The sequence below is a fragment of the Cypionkella sp. genome, assembly GCF_034376685.1.
Classification (GTDB): domain Bacteria; phylum Pseudomonadota; class Alphaproteobacteria; order Rhodobacterales; family Rhodobacteraceae; genus Cypionkella.
Map to the genome: position 1 here is coordinate 50,778 of NZ_JAXMJJ010000054.1, position 16,858 is coordinate 67,635.

A 16,858-nucleotide genomic window follows, 5' to 3' on the forward strand; every position below is an offset into this window, starting at 1 on the left:
GGTTCAGGCCCCCAAAACCGCGCGGATCGCGGCAAGATCAACGTGGTGATGCTCGGCAATCACCACCAACTGGCCTTGGCGCGGGCTCGCCCCCCACGGGCGGTCAAACTGATGCCGCACCCGCGCGCCCACCGCTTGCACCAACAGCCGCATCGGCTTGCCAGTGACGGCGACATAGCCTTTGACGCGCAGGATATGCTGTTCCTCGGCGAGGCGCTGGATCGCAGTGACCAAAGCGTCAACATCGCTGATCTCAGGCAGATCAATCACCACAGTGTCGAAATCATCATGCTCGTGATCGTCATGGCCATCATGATGCGAGGGACGCGCGGCCAGATCATCTTCGGCCTTCGCGTTCAGGCCAAGGATCAGCGCCGGGTCAATGATGCCCTCGGACATCGCCAGAATTGGGATCGGGCGCGGAGATTCTGCGGTGATTACTGCGCGCGCGGCAGCAAGGCCAGCCTCGCCCGCCAGATCGGCCTTCGACATCAGGATAATGTCAGCGCAGGCGATTTGATCCTCGAACACCTCGGACAGCGGGGTTTCGTGATCCAATGACGGATCAGCCATGCGCTGCGCATCCACCGCCTCGACATTCGGCGCAAAACGGCCCGCAGCGACAGCCTCGGCATCGGCCAAAGCAATGACGCCATCAACGGTGATTTTCGAGCGGATCGCAGGCCAGTCGAACGCCTTCAACAGCGGCTTCGGCAAAGCCAGACCCGAGGTCTCAATGATGATGTGATCGGGCCGCACCGGCAGCGCCATCAGAGCCTCAATCGTCGGGATGAAATCATCGGCCACGGTGCAGCAGATGCAGCCGTTGGCCAACTCAACAATATTCTCCACCGGGCAATTATCATCGGCACAGGATTTCAGAATGTCGCCATCCACCCCGACCGTGCCAAATTCATTGACCAAGATCGCCAGACGCTTGCCCTGTGGGTTCTGCATCAGATGCCGGATCAGCGTGGTTTTGCCCGCACCGAGAAAACCGGTGATCACAGTGACGGGGATTTTTGCGAGGTCAGTCATGGGGAAGCTCCAAAGGGGGAATGCGGGCAAGGCTTTGCTTGCGGAAAATCACCGGGCGGGCACGCCACGGCACGATGCCATCGGGGGCATCCAGATAGGCGGCAGCACCCAGCAGAATATCGGGCGCATCAGCCTCGGTCAGACGACCATAAACATACGACCAGCGACCGGGCGCCGAAAGCGCCACCGCCGCACCCGAATTGCAGGCAGACAGGCACTCGACCCCGACAATGCGCAGGCCATTGGGGATCTCCCCGGCCAAAAGCGCCGCATGCAGCCGTGCGCCGGGCAGCGCTTCGCCGTCTTCCACGACCTCTCCAGCCTTACAGGTGGTGCAGACATGCAGCGTTACAGTCATCGGCCTATCCATGCTTGGCAATGGGATGGCCAGAAAGGCACGGCCCATCGGCCTTGCCTGCTGGTTGCGAAACACCCCGTTCGCCCGTTCAGTCTTGCGCTGGCAGGTCTCCCGGCTTGCGGATACGGGGTTGCCCCCACGGCGGCCCGCCTTCCCGGATTGCTCCAGTGGCCTCGGGCAACCTCTCCGGTCACGGTCGCGGGGGCGGCAGCTTTTGGGGTCGCCCCCTTTCGCATTCCCTCTTCGCCTGTCATAAACAGGAACCAGCGCATGCCCACCTCATGGCACAACCGCGTCCCTTGTCAAGCAACGGAAAACACCTGATGGCCGACCCAGAGCTGCCCGTGATTGAACCCGCCACCGATACCGACACTTTGGGCGACGAAAACGCCCGTCATGCGCGGAAAATGGCGAAGAAGAAGGCCGCGCGCGACAAGATCATGGCGGGGAAAGCGGGCGATAAAGGCCTGCTGATCGTGCATACCGGGGCGGGCAAGGGCAAATCCTCCAGCGGTTTCGGCATGATTCTGCGCTGCATCGCGCATGAGATGCCCTGTGCTGTTGTGCAATTCATCAAAGGCGCCTGGGATACCGGCGAGCGTCGGATAATTGAAACGCATTTCGCCGACCTCTGCGAGTTCCACGCCATGGGCGAGGGCTTCACTTGGGAAACCCAAGACCGCGCCCGTGACATCGCGATGGCCGCGAAGGGCTGGGAGAAGGCGAAAGAGCTGATCCGCGATCCCGGCAACCGGCTGGTGCTGCTGGATGAGATCAACATCGCCCTGCGCTATGATTATCTCGATATCGCCGAAGTGCTGGCGTTTCTGGCGGCCGAAAAGCCACCCCTGACCCATGTGGTGATGACGGGCCGCAACGCGAAACCCGAGTTGATCGAGGCCGCCGATCTGGTCACCGAGATGACGCTGGTGAAGCATCCGTTCCGATCCGGCATCAAAGCCCAGCCGGGGGTGGAGTTTTGATCGGTTGCGCTTGTTGACAGAATAGATTGGGGGCCAGCCCCTTGGTTTGTGTTTTCCGTTGGAAAACACAAACTTACTCCCGGAGTATTTTCCACCAGTATGAAAGCAACGAAATGTTAACCTTCTGGTGCCAAAACGGTGGAGCGGTACAGGGGGGAGCCCCGATGATCGCCCAGTGTGAAAGCGCAGCATCTCCCCCGCGCAATCGGCCCGAGATGCTGCGCCCACCTTTGGCTTTCATACTGGAAGAAAATACTCCCGCCGGAGGCTCCCGCAATCTCAACCCAAGCGCCGCCGGATGCCTGCAATGAAAGCCCTGATGATCCAAGGTGCGGGCTCCAATGTCGGCAAATCTCTGCTGGTGGCAGGCCTGTGCCGAGCAGCAAAGTTGCGCGGGCTGTCGGTCGCGCCGTTCAAGCCGCAGAACATGTCGAACAATGCAGCTGTAACGGCGGATGGTGGTGAGATTGGCCGCGCCCAAGCCTTGCAGGCGATGGCCTGTGGGCTGGAGCCGCATACCGATATGAACCCGGTGTTGCTGAAGCCGGAATCCGAGACGGGAAGCCAGGTTGTCGTGCAGGGCAAGCGCATCGCCACGGTGAAGGCGCGGGACTATGCGGCTTTGAAGCCATCATTGATGGCACCGGTGCTGGACAGCTTCAACCGGTTGAAATCGCAACATGATCTGGTGATCGTGGAAGGTGCGGGCTCTCCGGCCGAGGTCAATCTGCGCTCGGGGGATATTGCCAATATGGGCTTTGCGCGGGCGGCGGAATGTCCGGTAATCCTGACCGGAGATATTGATCGCGGCGGGGTGATAGCGCAGATTGTCGGCACACAGGCGGTGCTGGACCCTGCGGATAACGCAATGATCGCAGGCTTCCTGATCAACAAGTTTCGCGGCGATCCGCGGTTGTTCGACGATGGCTATCGCTTGATTGCCGCGCGCACCGGCTGGCGTGGCTATGGCGTGGTGCCGTTTTTCACCGATGCCTCCAAGCTGCCCGCCGAAGACGCGCTCGACTTGCCGAAAGGTGGTGGCGCGGGTGGTTACAAGATCGCAGCGCTGACGCTTTCGCGGATCGCCAATTTTGACGATCTCGACCCCTTGGCGCAGGAACCCGGCGTCAGCTTGCAGATGGTGCGGGCGGGCGAGGCGATTGCGGGGGATACCGATCTGGTGATCATTCCCGGCTCGAAATCTACGCGCGGCGATCTCGCTTATCTGCGCGCGCAGGGTTGGGATGTCGATTTGGCCGCGCATCTGCGGCGGGGCGGTCGGGTGCTGGGGATCTGTGGCGGCTATCAGATGCTGGGCCAGATCGTGCGCGATCCCGCTGGCATCGAAGGTCCGGCGGGCGAGACCATTGGTCTAGGCGCCTTGGCGGTGGACACCGTGATGACGCCCGACAAGCGGCTGACCCGCACCGAGGCCGTTCACGCGGCAACCAATTTGGCGATGCAGGGCTATGAGATTCACATCGGCCGCACCGATGGCCCTGATCGCGCCCGCCCCTTTGCCTATGTCGATGGCCAGCCGGAGGGTGCCGTTTCGGCCAATGGCCGGGTGATGGGCAGCTATCTGCATGGCATGTTTGCCAACGACGCCTTTCGCGCCGGATTTCTGCACCAGATCGGCGCGGCAGCCTCGGGGCTGACCTATGGCGCGGGGGTTGAAGCGGTGCTGGATGCGCTTGCCGCGCATCTGGAAACCCATGTCCATGTTGCGGCCCTGCTGGCGCTGGCGCGCTAGCGGCGCGGCCATTCGGTCTGAGTGTTTTCCTGCCAGCCGGTGCGATGCAGCAGCGGAGTGTCATCCATGAACTCGGGATGACCGATGCAAAGATAGGCGGCGAACTCCCAACCTGCGGGCACGCCAAGCAGCGCCTCAATGTCATGTGGCTCAAGGATCGACACCATGCCGAGCCCCAGATTCTCGGCCCGCGCCGCCAGCCACAGAGTATGGATCGCCATCGCCGTCGACTGGCGCAGGGTTTCGGGCAGAGTCTGCCGTCCCAGCCCATGCCCCGCCTCTGGGTCCATCACGTTGAACACCGCCAGTTGCACCGGCGCCACTTCAAGCCCCGCCAGTTTCAGCGCCAGATATTCGGCGTGCTTGTCGCCAGTGTAAAGCTTGGCCGCCTCGGCGTTGCAGCGCATGAAATTCGCGCGCACAGCCTTGCGCAATCCTGCATCCTCCACCCGGATCACCCGCCAAGGCCGCGCATTGCCGACCGAGGGGGCGCAATCCATCGTGGCGCGCAGACGCTCCAGCACCGCCTCATCCACCGGATCGGGGCGGAAATGCCGCACGTCGCGGCGCCATTGCAGGATGCGCAGCAGGGTGGCGGATTCGTCTGCCGTGAACTGCATCAGACCTCCAAGGCACGGGTCAACCGCGCCCATTCGGCGGGCGTGCCGGGCAGGCCGATCCGCAGCCAACGGTTTGAATAGGGAAAGATTCGGCTCCATATCTGCTGTTTTGTCAGCCGGATTTGTGCGGTTTCTGCATCGGGCGTCTCGTAGGTGCGGAACAATTCGCAGCCGCCAACCAGTTGCCAACCTGCGGCCAAAGCCAAAGCATCGGCCTGCACGGTCTCTGACCGCAGGCGTTGCACTGTGGCTTCGGCCCAAGCTTGATCCGCCAAAGCCGCAGCGCCGATCCGCAACGCCGCGCCATTGACGGGCCAAGGGCCAGACATTTCCTGCAGCGCCGCTATATCCTCGGCACAGCCGATCACAAAGCCCAAACGCACGCCCGCCAGCCCGTAGAATTTGCCAAAGGACCGCAGCACCAGCAGACCCGCCTGCCCGGCTTGCGGCAGCAGCGACAATTCCGGCTGCGCATCAGCGAAGCTTTCATCCACCACCAGCCGCCCGACTTGCCCCGCCAAAGCCAGCAGATCGGCGGGCGCATAGCTACGGCCATCGGGATTATTCGGGTTCACCACCACGGCAAGATCAGCGCCGCCAAGTTGGCCGAACTGGCTGACCTGGTCGACCCTCCAGCCCGCGGCGCGCAAGGCGGCTGCATGTTCGTTATAGGTCGGCCCCAGCACGCGAGCCTTTCCCGGTTTCGCCAGTCGCGGAATCATCTGGATCGCCGCCTGCGCGCCTGCGACGGCCAGCATCGGGGCGGTACACTGGTAGGCTTGTGCGACTACATCCAGCAGGGCTTGCTTAGCACTTTGCGTCGGCAGCATCGTCCAATCTTCGGGCTGCAGCAGCGGGATCGGATAGGGCACGCGGTTGATGCCGGTGGACAGATCAATCCAATCCGCGCCGCCAAAGCGTGCGATGGCCCCGTCAATGTTCCCGCCGTGATCGCGCATCTGCCCCCTCAGACCAGCGCCAGAACCAATAGCGCTGCGCCCAGCACAAACATCGCCCGGACATAAAGCGCAAGACCTCGTTGCAGATCACCCGCAGTGGGATCGGCAGCCCCCGCGTTGACCCAAGGCTCCTCCGCCACCCTGTCGGCATAAACGCGCGGCCCGGACAACCGCACACCAAGCCCTGCGGCCATCGCAGCTTCCGGCCAGCCAGCATTGGGCGAGCGGTGCAAACCGGCATCGCGCCACATCACCGCCACTGCCCGGCGCGGCGCGGTTGAGACCAGCGCAAACACCAGCCCCGTCAGCCGCGCCGGGATCAGATTGACCACATCATCAATCCGCGCCGAAGCCCAGCCAAACGCCTCAAACCGTGGTGTGCGGTGGCCAATCATCGAATCCAGCGTGTTGATCGCCTTGTAGGCGGCAATCCCAGGCAGGCCCAAAACCGCTCCCCAGAACAGCGGCGCCACAATGCCATCCGAGGTATTTTCCGCCAGACTTTCCATCGCCGCCCGTGCCACGCCTGCCTGATCCAGCACAGCCACATTGCGCCCCACGATCATCGACACCGCAAAGCGCGCCTGTTCCAGATCGTTGTTTTGCAACGGTAAAACCACCGCCGCGACATGAGCATACATCGAACGCAGCGCCAGCAGCGGCCAAGCCAGAACACCGCCGATCAGGATGCCCGACCAGCCCGCAGGCAGCGCGCATTGCAGCGCCCACGCCACGCCCCCCGTGACGCCAATCACCGCCACCGCCGTCGCCACCCCGGCGATCCGACGCGAGACATCAGGCGCTGCATCGCGGTTCAGCGACAGGTCCAGCCAGCGGATCAACGCGCCGATCCATGTCACCGGATGGCCGATTGCGGCATAAAGCCGTGCGGGCCAGCCGATTGCGCTGTCCAACACCATCGCCACCAGCATCATCGCGGCAAAACTCATCGGTCCCCTCCGGCGCGAAACTGCACCACTCCGCGCAAGCCCGCCTGTTGCAAGCGTTGCCGCGCCGCTGTTGGCACCGCTCCCGGCGCAAAGATCAACCCGCGCGCGGCCCCGGTATGCGCAATGACATAGCCAAGCGCACCCAGATCGGCTGCAAGCGACCAGATCGGATCACTTCCCGCCCCACGGCACTCCATCGTTCGGCGGGCCGAAATGCTGGCAAGTGCTGCAAGCGCGGCAAGGTCTTGCGCCAAGGCTGCGGCAGTCCAGTCCGGCAGCAGGTCGGAAATATCAGGGAAATCACTGTCGGCAGGGTTGGTGCGTTTCGGCGGTCCGTAAAAGCCGCCGATTACCTCAAAGACGGGCAATGCGGGCAACTGCGCCAAGGTTTCACCAATGCGCGAGGCCCAAAGCCGGGTCTCGGGCCGCACAAACATCAGTGGGTCCGAAGCCCCCTCCACCGCCACACAGGCCCGCGCCAGCAGATCGGGCGGCCCTTGCCATCCCGCCAACTGCGCCAGCGCAACCAATGAGGCTGTCGACACCCCTGCCCCCCCGCCCGCTGGCATCTCGGCACGCAGAACAAACCGCCCGTTCACCGGCAGCCGCAGCTTCTCCAGCAGCGCCCGCGCCCGCTGTGGCGACAGCAACCGCTGCCCCGCCCCGTGCAGGCTTAGACCCGTGGCCGCACATCGCCGCGCCACAACCCCCAGCGCCGGGCACGGCAATGTCACCAGCGCCACCGGGCCATCGCGCCCGATCCGGCCCTGCAACAACTCGCCAAAATGCCCCGCAACGCGGAGGGACTGCGGCCTCATCGCCGCATCCGATTGACGCCCGCAATCGAGAACGCCCCGCCCGGCAGCGCCACAATCGTGGTCAGCGACAAGGGTGCTACCTGAAACGCCAGCCCCGACTCTGCGGCCCCCAGCGCAAGCCCCAAGGCGGCGCGGATCACCCCGGCATGGGCCACGATCGCAACGCGCCCGCCCAGGGCACGGACCTCCTGCAAGACAGGCATAACACGCGCGTAAACATCCAGAAAACTCTCGCCCTGCGGCGGGCGATGCGCAGCTAGTTCCGCCGTCGACAGCAGCCCCAGATCGGGCAGATCCGCAAACGGAACCCCCTCCCATGCGCCGAAATCCTGTTCCCACAACCGCGCGTCCGGCGTGGGCGCAACGTCAGGCCACAACGCCGCCGCCGTCTGCACACAGCGCCGCGCCGGGCTGATCCGGCAATGATCCGACGCCCCCACAGCGCCCCGCAATGCTGCAAAGGCGAAAGCATCACTGCAATCCGCCGCCACATCGCGCCGCCCGGCCATACGCCCCTCGGTCAGCGCGGGGGCGTGACGGATCAGCAGGATCTCGGTCTGATCAAGTGTCGGGGCATCGGCAGGCACGGTCGCATTTCTCCTTTCGCGCTGGCCCCGTTTCTGCTTTGACAACGACCAAGGGGCAAGGGCTGATATGCACAAAACCATTCTGATCACTGGCGGCGCGCGCTCTGGCAAAAGCCGGATCGCCGAGGGCTTGGTTTTGCAGATGGGCCAGCCCGCGCATTACATCGCCACAGCGCAGGCGTGGGATGACGAGATGCGCGCCCGCATCGCCGAACATCAGGCGCGGCGCGGCGCAGAGTGGATCACCCATGCCGAGCCGCTGGATTTAATCGCAGCCCTCACCGCCACCAATGGCAAAGGCCCGCGCTTGGTGGATTGCCTGACCCTGTGGCTGACGAACCTGATGCTGGGCGACCACGATTGGCGCGCGGCGGGGCAGGCTTTGCTGGCCGCCCTGCCCGTGCAATCCAGCCCAGTGGTGTTTGTCACCAATGAAGTCGGCATGGGCATCGTGCCGGAAAACGCCCTTGCCCGCGCGTTTCGCGATGCGGCGGGCACGCTCAACCAATGGATCGCAGCCGAGGCGGATGAGGTGATCCTTGCCGTCTCAGGCCTGCCAATGAAGGTGAAATGATGAAACTGACCTCTCTCGCCGCCGTGGCCGATCTGGCGACAAGCCTGCCGCAAGCCGATAGCGCAGCCGCCGCAGCAGCTCTTGCGCGGCAAAACAGCCTGACCAAACCGCCGGGGTCCTTGGGGCGGCTCGAGGAGTTGGCAGTGTTCATGGCAGGCTGGCGCGGCACGGCGCGGCCCCAGATCACCCGCGCGCAAGCGATTGTTTTTGCAGGAAACCACGGCATCTGCGCGCAGGGGGTGAACCCCTTTCCGCAAGCGGTGACGGCGCAGATGGTTGGCAACTTTCAGGTCGGCGGCGCTGCGATCAACCAACTCTGCCACGCCAATGGGGCCGATCTGTCGGTGATCGCTTTGGAGCTTGACCGCCCCACTGCCGACTTCACCCAAGGCCCCGCGATGACCGAGGCCGAGACTTTGGCCGCGATGCAGGCCGGGGCGGATGCGGTTGATGTGACCGCCGATGTGCTGATCTTGGGCGAAATGGGCATCGGTAATTCCACCGTGGCGGCCGCGATGACTTCGGCCCTGTTTGGCGGCGATGTGGCGGATTGGGTTGGCGCGGGCACTGGATCGGACAGCGACGGCATCAAGCGTAAGATCGCGGCGATTGAGGCGGGGCTTGCGCGCCACAAAGGTCTCAGCGCGATGGGCATTCTGGCGGCCTTGGGCGGGCGCGAGCAAGCGGCGATTTGCGGTGCTGTGTTGGCGGCGCGGGCAGCTAGGATTCCGGTGATCCTCGATGGCTTCATCTGCACAGCTGCGGCTTCGGCTTTGTATGCCGCCGATCCGGCCCTGCTCGATCATTGCCTCGTCGGCCACCAAAGCGCCGAGCCGGGCCACCGCAAGCTGTTGGCCGCGCTGAATAAACGCGCCGTGCTGGAGTTTGACATGCGCTTGGGCGAAGGCTCAGGTGCGGCATTGGCCCTTGGCATCCTGCGCAGCGCGCTCGCTTGTCACAACGGCATGGCCACCTTCGGCGAGGCCGGAGTTTCCGAAGCATGACCTCCTTTCGCACCCGTCTGGCAGAGGTGCAGCTGGCGGTGATGCTGCTGACCCGCCTGCCTGCGGTGCGAATGGCCGAGGCCCCCGCGATTGGCGCTGCGGTTTGGGCATTTCCACTGGTTGGGACGCTGGTCGGCGCGATTGGTGCGACGGTTTTGGGCGGGGCCTTGGCGCTTGGCATCGCTCCACCGCTGGCGGCGGGGCTTGCCTTGGCGGCAGGCATTTTGACCACGGGAGGCCTGCACGAAGACGGCCTCGCCGATGTCGCCGATGGCTTCGGCGGTGGCCGTGACCGCGCCCGCAAACTGGAAATCATGCGCGACAGCCGGATCGGCAGTTATGGCGGCGTGGCGCTGATCCTGTCGCTAGGGCTGCGCTGGCAGGCTTTGGCGATTTTGGTGGGGCATGATCCAAAGCTTGCGGCTTGCGCCTTGATTGCACTGGCAATTTCCAGCCGCGCTGGCTTGGCTTTCGCGCTGCTCTGGATGCCCGCCGCCCGTGCCGATGGCATGGGAAAATCCGCCACAGGCACCACGCTGGCCCGCGCTCTGGCAGGGTTCGCGCTTGCTGTTCTGGGCATGGCGGTGCTGATAGGCCCACAAGCCGCCGTCTTGGTGTTCTCCACACAAATCGTGGTTCAGCTGATCTTCGCCCGCATCGCCCTGCGCCAGATCGGCGGGCAAAGCGGGGATGTTTTGGGCGCAATGCAACAGTTGGCGGAAATCGCAGGCTGGCTGGTTTTGGCGCGCTGAGCAGGCGGAGAAGCGGGGGCTAGCCCCCGCACCCCCAGAATATTTAGACCAGTATGAAAGCCTTAGAGGCTTGGCCGCTTTTGCAGCAAAGGCATAACGTCCGCCATCTCTGGCCCAGCATCCAGACCCGTGACAGCACGGCGCAGCGGGCGGAATAGGGTTTTGCCCTTGCGCCCCGTCGCCTCTTTCACCGCATTGGTCCATTCGCCCCAAGTCGCGGTGGTCCAAGGACCTTCCGGCAGCATATCAAAGGCTTGCGCCACAAACTCGCGGTCTTCCTCATCCACCAGCGGCACAGCGCCATCGCGGAACAGCGTCCACCAGCCTTCCAGATCGGCCAACACGGTGATGTTGGCTTTGGCGACGTTCCAGAACAATTCCGCCTTGTCGGCAGGCACGCCCAGCATCGCGATCTTTTCGGCCACATTCGCAAGCGGCAGGCTTTGCACATGCGCACGGGTCAGCGGGAACAGGTCTTCCGCATCGAATTTGGTCGGCGCCGCACCAAAGCTGCCAATGTCAAACCCGTCGATCAGATCCTGCATCGACGTGGCCAGTTCCACCGGCTTCGATGACCCGAGCCGCGCCATCAGCGACAGCAGCGCCATCGGTTCCACCCCCCGCGCGCGCAGATCGCGCAAGGACAACGTGCCCAAACGCTTGGAGAGTTCCTCGCCCTTTGGCCCAGTCAGCAGCGAATGGTGAGAGAAATTCGGCGGCGTGCCACCCATCGCCTGCATGATCTGGATCTGCGTCGCGGTGTTGGTGACATGATCCGCCCCCCGCACGATCGAAGTCACACCCATATCAATGTCATCCACCGACGAGGCAAAGGTATAAAGAATCTGGCCATCCGCCCGGATCAGCACCGGATCCGACACCGAAGCCGCATCAATCGAGATCGGCCCAAGGATGCCATCGGTCCACTCAATGCGCTGTTGGTCGAGCAGGAAGCGCCAATAGCCCGCACGACCCTCTTCCCGCGCCTTGGCCTTTTCGTCTTCCGTCATCCGCAGCGACGCGCGGTCATAGACCGGCGGCTTGTGCATGTTCAGCTGCTTCTTGCGCTTCAGATCCAACTCGACCGGCGACTCGAAACACTCATAAAACCGCCCCGCCGCGCGCAACTGATCTGCAGCCTCGCGGTAGCGATCAAACCGCAACGATTGCTGTTCCACCCGATCCCAATGCAGACCCAGCCAATCGAGATCGAACAGCAATCCGTCAATATATTCCTGCTTCGAGCGTTCCTGATCGGTGTCATCCAACCGCAGAATAAACGTGCCCCCAGCCTTGCGGGTGATCAGATAGTTCATCAGCGCCGTGCGCAGATTGCCGACATGGATATAGCCGGTGGGCGACGGGGCAAAGCGGGTAATCGTGGAACGATCGGTCATTTCGGCTCTCCTGCAATCGGCCTTCCCTGTCATATGGCCCGCCGTTTGTCCAGTTATCGCCTTGCAGCTTTCCGCCTTGGGGCTAGGCTGCTGCCATGACCACGCCCCATGCCACCCTCACGGCCCCCGACGCCGCGCAGATCGAAGCACTTGCGCTTGCGGCCATTGCCGATTTGCCGCTGCCCTACCGAGAAGCCGCCCAGCACGTCGTGCTGCGCATCGAAGATTTCGCCAGCGATGACATGCTGGCCGAGCTTGGCGTTGAAAGCCCGTTCGAGCTGACGGGCCTTTACGAAGGCATTCCGCTGACCGAGAAATCCGTCTCAGATCAACCGCTTCAGCCCGATATGATCTGGTTGTTCCGCCGCCCGATTCTGGATGAATGGCTTGAGCGCGGCAATGTCACCCTACAAGAGCTGGTCACCCATGTCTTGGTGCACGAACTTGCGCATCACTTCGGCTGGAGCGATGCCGAGATCGGCGCGATTGATCCGTGGTGGGAATAAAACAATCCCGTCCCGATGGCGGTTGTCGCTTGGACAGGGCGCAAGAATCTTTCTATTGTGATGAGATGCTGCAACCCGAGGAGCCATCTTTCGTGTTAAAACAAGCCTGCGCCATCTCCACCATCCTGTTGGGCGCGCTCTTTGTCACGCCGCTCAGCGCCGGGCCAATCGTGGATATGGCGACAGAGATCGAAGCTCAGATAGCCGATAATGACAGCACCGCCGCGCTGGACAGTGCGGGTGCGCTTTTGGGCACTGTCTGGGACAACGGCTCCGACATCATCATCCGCGACGCGGCACTGGTGGATGCACCCGTCACCATGCTGGGCATCTACAATCCGCGGCAGGACGACAAATATCAAATTGGCGCCCCGATCCTGATCTATGCCGAGCCCGTAGGTTATGGCTTTGGCTCGGGCGGCGAGGGCCTGCATTCCTTCGGCTTCATCGTCGATCTGAAGGTGATGACTGAAGCGGGCGAAATGCTGGGCGAATTGCCCTCGGTCGCTATGCTCGATGTGACCTCACGATCGCAGAACCGCGAGTTTCCCGCCAATCTAACCTATACGCTGACGGGGCTCGCCCCCGGCCGTTATATCTTGGAAACCACGCTGCGCGATAAGAACTCGCAAAAAGCAGGCACCTTCCGCAACAGCATCGAAATCGTCGCGGACCCGGCAGCAACGCCAGACCAAGCCCCGGCCAATGCCGCGCAGCCTGAAGTCAGCGAAGCCCCTACAGTCACCGAAGAAAAGGTCGAATAGCGCGGCCATGTCCCAGCAAACCCCGATCCTGACCCTGACGCTGAACCCCGCGCTGGATATGGCGACGGGGGTGGCGGAGTTGCTGCCAGATCACAAACTGCGCTGTTCCGAGCCGCTGCTGGATCCCGGCGGTGGCGGCTTGAACGTCAGCCGCGCGATTGCAACGCTGGGCGGCGAAAGTCTGGCGCTGGTCGCTTTGGGCGGGCTGACGGGGGATCGTCTGGCGGGGTTGATCCGGCAAGAATCCGTGCCGTTTCTGGCCCTGACCGCCCCCGGTGAAACCCGGCAAAGCCTGACCGTCACCGAAGCCAAAACCGGCAGGCAATATCGCTTCATGTTGCCGGGGCCGGTGTGGTCAGAGGCGGATCAGGATCGCGTATTCCTGCTGCTGCGCGCCTCGGCGCGACCGGGGGCGATTGGGGTGATTTCCGGCAGCCAGCCACCCGGCGTTCCGGTGGATTTCCCCGCGCGTCTGGCGCGCTCGATGCCCGGATTGAACGTGGTGCTGGATACCTCGGGGGCACCGCTGCGTGAAGCGGTCAGCCATCCGATTCCGGGGTTGTTCGTGCTGCGGATGGACGGCGAGGAAGCCGAAAGCATCGTCGGACATAAGCTAGAGACACGCACGCAAAGCGCTGATTTTGCCTCTGATCTGGTCAAGCGCGGCGTGGCGCAGCGGGTGATTGTGGCGCGCGGCGCAGATGGATCAGTGATGGCCGAAGCCGGGCGACGGGTGTTTGCCAAGGCGGCAAAGGTGCAGGTGGTCAGCACGGTCGGCGCAGGCGACAGCTTTGTCGCAGGCTTTGTGCTCAGCCTTGCGCGGGGCGTGGAGTCTGCGCGCGCGCTGGCCTATGGCGCGGCGGCGGCCAGTGCGGCGGTGACGACGGATGCAACGCAGCTCTGTCGCTTGCAAGATGTCGAGCGGCTGTTGCCGGAATGCGAAATCAGCGAGATTTAGCCCCGCGGCGCCCACAAGATCAGCGCAGCCCCTGCCAGAGCCAGAGCCGCGCCCACAAAATCAGCCCAATCGGGCCGACTGCCCTCAACCAGCCAAAGCCATACAAGCGAAGCGGCGATATAGACCCCGCCATAAGCCGCATAACTGCGCCCCGCATGTGTAGGCGGCGTCAGCGCCAGCAGATAGGCAAAGCCCGCCAAAGCCAAGGCTCCAGGGATCAGCCACAGCGCCGAGGCCCCGCGCCACCAGCTCCAGACCGCGAAACAGCCCGCGATTTCAAGCAAAGCCGCGAAGGCATAGAGCGGCATCAGGCGTTGTCGCGCCAACGGTTGGCGATGGGATAGCGGCGGTCGCCCGCAAAGGCGCGGCGGGTCAGCCTTGTGCCGGGGGCGGATTGGTAGCGTTTGTATTCGCTGATATACAGCAGATGCTCGACCTTCTTCACCGTGGCGCGATCAAACCCCTTCGCGACCAGATCGGCCACCGACAATTCCTGCTCCACCAACCCATCCAAGATAGCATCCAGAACCGGATAGGGCGGCAAGCTGTCCTCATCTTTCTGATCGGGGCGCAGCTCCGCACTCGGCGGCTTATCAATCACCCGCGGCGGAACAACCTGCCCCGCAGGCGCCAGCATCCAAGGCCGGTGATTGTCATTCCTCCAGCGGCAAGTGTCGAACACACGGGTTTTATACAGGTCTTTCAGCGGGTTATAACCGCCGTTCATATCGCCATAGATCGTGCAATAGCCCACCGCCATCTCGGATTTATTGCCCGTGGTCAGCAGCATCTCGCCAAACTTGTTCGACATCGCCATCAACAACAGCCCGCGCAACCGCGACTGCACGTTTTCCTCGGTCACCCCCGGTTGGGTGCCCTCAAACAAATGCGCCAAAGCCTCGCCCACCGCATCCTGAGCGCCCGTGATCGACACCGTATCCAACCGACACCCCAAAGCCTGCGCCACCTGCGCCGCATCCTCCAGTGAATGCGCCGAGGTATAGCGCGATGGCAGCATCACGCAGCGCACATTCTCCGGCCCAATCGCATCGGCGGCCACCGCCGCGACTATGGCGCTATCAATCCCCCCCGACAGCCCCAGCAGCACCTTCTTGAACCCGGTCTTGCCAAGATAATCCTTCAAAGACATCACCATGGCCCGGTAATCCGCCTCATAGGAAATCGGCATCTTCTCCATGATGCCCGGCAAGGCCCGCCAGCCCTCGGCCGTCTCAACAAAATCCACATGCGTCACGCAGGCATCAAACTGCGGCAGTTGCGCCACCAATGCGCCACCGGGGTTCAGCACAAACGATGCCCCGTCAAACACCTGATCATCCTGCCCGCCGATCATGTTCAGATAGACCAACGGCAGCCCGGTCTCGACCACCCGCGCCACCATCAGATTGGTCCGCACCGAAGGCTTGCCGCGATGATAGGGCGAGCCATTCGGCACCAGCAAAATCTGCGCCCCGGTCTCGGCCAAGGTCTCACACACGTCCGAATGCCAGGCATCTTCACAAATCGGCGAGCCAATCCGCAATGGCCCGACCCGATACGGCCCCTGTGGCGGGGCCGAAGCGAACACCCGCTTTTCATCGAACACATCATTGTTCGGCAGTTCGTGCTTCAGCACCGTGGCCACAATCTTGCCGCCCTCAAGGATGTAATAGGCGTTGTAAAGCTGCCCATCCCGCGCACATGGCCCGCCAATCCCCAGCGCCGGACCATCGACGATCCGCAACGCCAAAGCCTCTATCGCTTGCACCGCAGCCGTATGAAACGCCGGTTTCATCACCAGATCCTGAGTCTGATATCCGGTGATGAACATCTCGGTCAGCGCCACCATCTGCGCCCCTGCATCGCGGCCCTGCACCCACGCCTCATAAGCCAGCGTCGCATTGGCCTCGATCGCGCCCAACGTCGGGTTCAACTGTGCCAAAGTCAGGCGGAACGTCGCGGCCATGATATGCTCCGGGTTAGGGTTTTCCCGGTTCTATCAGGTTCAGAGCCGAGGGAAAGGCCAAGCGGGTGCCTTGTCAGCAGGGCGCGGGCTCGGCTAGGGTGCGGCGCGACACAGAGGATGATGATGATGCGCAACCTAAGCTTGGCGGCGGTGATGGTGTTGGCACTGGCGGGAACCGCTGCGGCGCAAGACTCCGGCGAGATCATCAGCAAACAGTATGACGACGGCTCGGTCTACGAGGGCACCTTCGTCAACGGCTTGCAGGACGGCAAGGGCACCTACCGCCTGCCCAACGGCTATGAATACAGCGGCGACTGGGTCAGCGGCGAGATCCGCGGCAGCGGCATTGCGCGCTATCCGAATGGCTCGGTCTATGAGGGCCGCTTCGCCGCCGGCAAGCCCGAGGGCAAGGGCAAGATCACCTTCGCCGATGGTGGCACCTATGAGGGCGACTGGCGCGGCGGCAAGATGACCGGCCAAGGCCGCGCGTCCTATGCCAATGGCTCGGTTTATGTCGGGGCTCTGACCGATGGCAAGCATGACGGGCAAGGCAAGCTGACCGATGCCAATGGCTACAGCTATGCGGGCAACTGGCAGCTTGGTGAAAAGCAGGGCGAAGGCGTCATCCGTTATCCCGATGGCACCACCTACACCGGCACGCTGGTGAAAGGCGCGCGGCAAGGCACCGGCACGCTGACCATGCCGAACAAGCTGGTCTATGTCGGCGCGTGGAAAGCTGGCCAGATCAATGGCTTGGGCAAACTGACCCAACCGAATGGCGATATCTACGAGGGCGATTTCGTCGAAGGCCTGCGCATGTGCAAAGGCACCGAGACCTATGCCAATGGCGACATCTACAAGGGTGGCTTCA

18 protein-coding genes, 1 pseudogene and 1 riboswitch are annotated in these 16,858 nt (G+C 63.1%); of the genes and pseudogenes, 9 read left to right on the forward strand and 10 right to left on the reverse strand.

Annotated features, from left to right (window positions below; genetic code table 11):
- Positions 1-3: 3 nt before the first annotated feature.
- Both cobW and U1A24_RS11210 read right to left on the reverse strand, forming a co-directional pair.
- Complete coding sequence (gene cobW / locus U1A24_RS11205) at positions 4-1,038, reverse strand: cobalamin biosynthesis protein CobW (protein ID WP_322322059.1); 1,035 nt, start codon at positions 1,036-1,038, stop codon at positions 4-6.
- On the reverse strand, positions 1,031-1,396 hold the full coding sequence (locus U1A24_RS11210; RefSeq protein WP_322322060.1) for a DUF1636 domain-containing protein: 366 nt from the start codon (positions 1,394-1,396) through the stop codon (positions 1,031-1,033). Before U1A24_RS11210 ends, cobW begins: the two co-directional genes overlap by 8 nt.
- 83 nt (positions 1,397-1,479) lie before the next feature.
- A riboswitch (cobalamin riboswitch) is annotated at positions 1,480-1,679 on the reverse strand.
- Positions 1,680-1,719: 40 nt separating this feature from the next.
- On the opposite strand from U1A24_RS11210, the gene cobO reads away from it, so the two are divergent.
- Positions 1,720-2,379: a cob(I)yrinic acid a,c-diamide adenosyltransferase gene (cobO, locus tag U1A24_RS11215; protein WP_416173486.1), complete on the forward strand. Its 660-nt coding sequence runs from the start codon at positions 1,720-1,722 to the stop codon at positions 2,377-2,379.
- A gap of 307 nt (positions 2,380-2,686) precedes the next feature.
- Entirely contained in the window at positions 2,687-4,132 is a 1,446-nt protein-coding gene (locus U1A24_RS11220) for a cobyric acid synthase (RefSeq protein WP_322322061.1), read from the forward strand.
- Here U1A24_RS11220 and bluB read toward each other — a convergent pair.
- The 5 genes from bluB to U1A24_RS11245 are packed head-to-tail and all read right to left on the reverse strand — an operon-like array spanning position 4,129 to position 8,066.
- Positions 4,129-4,752 carry a 5,6-dimethylbenzimidazole synthase gene (bluB, locus tag U1A24_RS11225; protein ID WP_322322062.1) on the reverse strand — a complete coding sequence of 208 codons (624 nt, stop codon included), beginning with the start codon at positions 4,750-4,752 and terminating at the stop codon, positions 4,129-4,131. The genes U1A24_RS11220 and bluB overlap by 4 nt on opposite strands.
- Entirely contained in the window at positions 4,752-5,711 is a 960-nt protein-coding gene (gene cobD, locus U1A24_RS11230; protein WP_322322063.1) for a threonine-phosphate decarboxylase CobD, read from the reverse strand. Before cobD ends, bluB begins: the two co-directional genes overlap by 1 nt.
- An 8-nt stretch (positions 5,712-5,719) precedes the next feature.
- Positions 5,720-6,661 carry an adenosylcobinamide-phosphate synthase CbiB gene (gene cbiB, locus U1A24_RS11235; protein ID WP_322322064.1) on the reverse strand — a complete coding sequence of 314 codons (942 nt, stop codon included), beginning with the start codon at positions 6,659-6,661 and terminating at the stop codon, positions 5,720-5,722.
- Positions 6,658-7,479, reverse strand: a complete 822-nt coding sequence (locus U1A24_RS11240) for a propanediol utilization protein (RefSeq protein WP_322322065.1) — start codon at positions 7,477-7,479, stop codon at positions 6,658-6,660. The genes cbiB and U1A24_RS11240 overlap by 4 nt, the downstream gene beginning before the upstream one ends.
- A complete protein-coding gene (locus tag U1A24_RS11245; protein WP_322322066.1) occupies positions 7,476-8,066 on the reverse strand; it encodes a histidine phosphatase family protein in 591 nt (196 codons plus the stop codon). Before U1A24_RS11245 ends, U1A24_RS11240 begins: the two co-directional genes overlap by 4 nt.
- 67 nt (positions 8,067-8,133) lie before the next feature.
- Here U1A24_RS11245 and cobU point away from each other — a divergent pair, with 67 nt between their 5' ends.
- From cobU to cobS, 3 genes are read left to right on the forward strand one after another with little or no spacing between them, the layout of a single operon-like run.
- Positions 8,134-8,640: a bifunctional adenosylcobinamide kinase/adenosylcobinamide-phosphate guanylyltransferase gene (cobU, locus tag U1A24_RS11250; protein ID WP_322322067.1), complete on the forward strand. Its 507-nt coding sequence runs from the start codon at positions 8,134-8,136 to the stop codon at positions 8,638-8,640.
- Positions 8,637-9,644, forward strand: coding sequence for a nicotinate-nucleotide--dimethylbenzimidazole phosphoribosyltransferase (cobT, locus tag U1A24_RS11255; RefSeq protein WP_322322068.1), 1,008 nt, complete (start codon positions 8,637-8,639; stop codon positions 9,642-9,644). Before cobU ends, cobT begins: the two co-directional genes overlap by 4 nt.
- Positions 9,641-10,396, forward strand: a complete 756-nt coding sequence (gene cobS / locus U1A24_RS11260) for an adenosylcobinamide-GDP ribazoletransferase (protein WP_322322069.1) — start codon at positions 9,641-9,643, stop codon at positions 10,394-10,396. Before cobT ends, cobS begins: the two co-directional genes overlap by 4 nt.
- A gap of 62 nt (positions 10,397-10,458) precedes the next feature.
- On the opposite strand, the gene gltX is transcribed toward cobS, so the two are convergent.
- Positions 10,459-11,793, reverse strand: a complete 1,335-nt coding sequence (gene gltX, locus U1A24_RS11265) for a glutamate--tRNA ligase (RefSeq protein WP_322322070.1) — start codon at positions 11,791-11,793, stop codon at positions 10,459-10,461.
- Positions 11,794-11,888: 95 nt separating this feature from the next.
- Between gltX and U1A24_RS11270 the strand changes: the two genes are divergently transcribed.
- The 3 genes from U1A24_RS11270 to U1A24_RS11280 all read left to right on the forward strand — a co-directional run bounded on the left by U1A24_RS11270 (position 11,889) and on the right by U1A24_RS11280 (position 14,021).
- Positions 11,889-12,299 (forward strand): metallopeptidase family protein, encoded by a 411-nt coding sequence (locus tag U1A24_RS11270; RefSeq protein ID WP_322322071.1) that lies wholly within the window; start codon positions 11,889-11,891, stop codon positions 12,297-12,299.
- A gap of 92 nt (positions 12,300-12,391) precedes the next feature.
- Complete coding sequence (locus U1A24_RS11275; protein WP_322322072.1) at positions 12,392-13,063, forward strand: hypothetical protein; 672 nt, start codon at positions 12,392-12,394, stop codon at positions 13,061-13,063.
- Between the two features lie 7 nt (positions 13,064-13,070).
- The gene (locus U1A24_RS11280) at positions 13,071-14,021 is read left to right on the forward strand and encodes a 1-phosphofructokinase family hexose kinase (protein WP_322322073.1); all 951 of its coding nucleotides are present in this window, start codon (positions 13,071-13,073) and stop codon (positions 14,019-14,021) included.
- Here the strand turns inward: U1A24_RS11280 and U1A24_RS11285 are convergent.
- On the reverse strand, positions 14,018-14,329 hold the full coding sequence (locus U1A24_RS11285; protein ID WP_322322074.1) for a YnfA family protein: 312 nt from the start codon (positions 14,327-14,329) through the stop codon (positions 14,018-14,020). The genes U1A24_RS11280 and U1A24_RS11285 overlap by 4 nt on opposite strands.
- Positions 14,329-15,987, reverse strand: coding sequence for an NAD+ synthase (locus U1A24_RS11290; RefSeq protein ID WP_322322075.1), 1,659 nt, complete (start codon positions 15,985-15,987; stop codon positions 14,329-14,331). The genes U1A24_RS11285 and U1A24_RS11290 overlap by 1 nt, the downstream gene beginning before the upstream one ends.
- A 120-nt stretch (positions 15,988-16,107) precedes the next feature.
- Between U1A24_RS11290 and U1A24_RS11295 the strand changes: the two are divergent.
- A pseudogene (locus tag U1A24_RS11295) lies at positions 16,108-16,858 on the forward strand (2-isopropylmalate synthase); the annotation flags it as partial.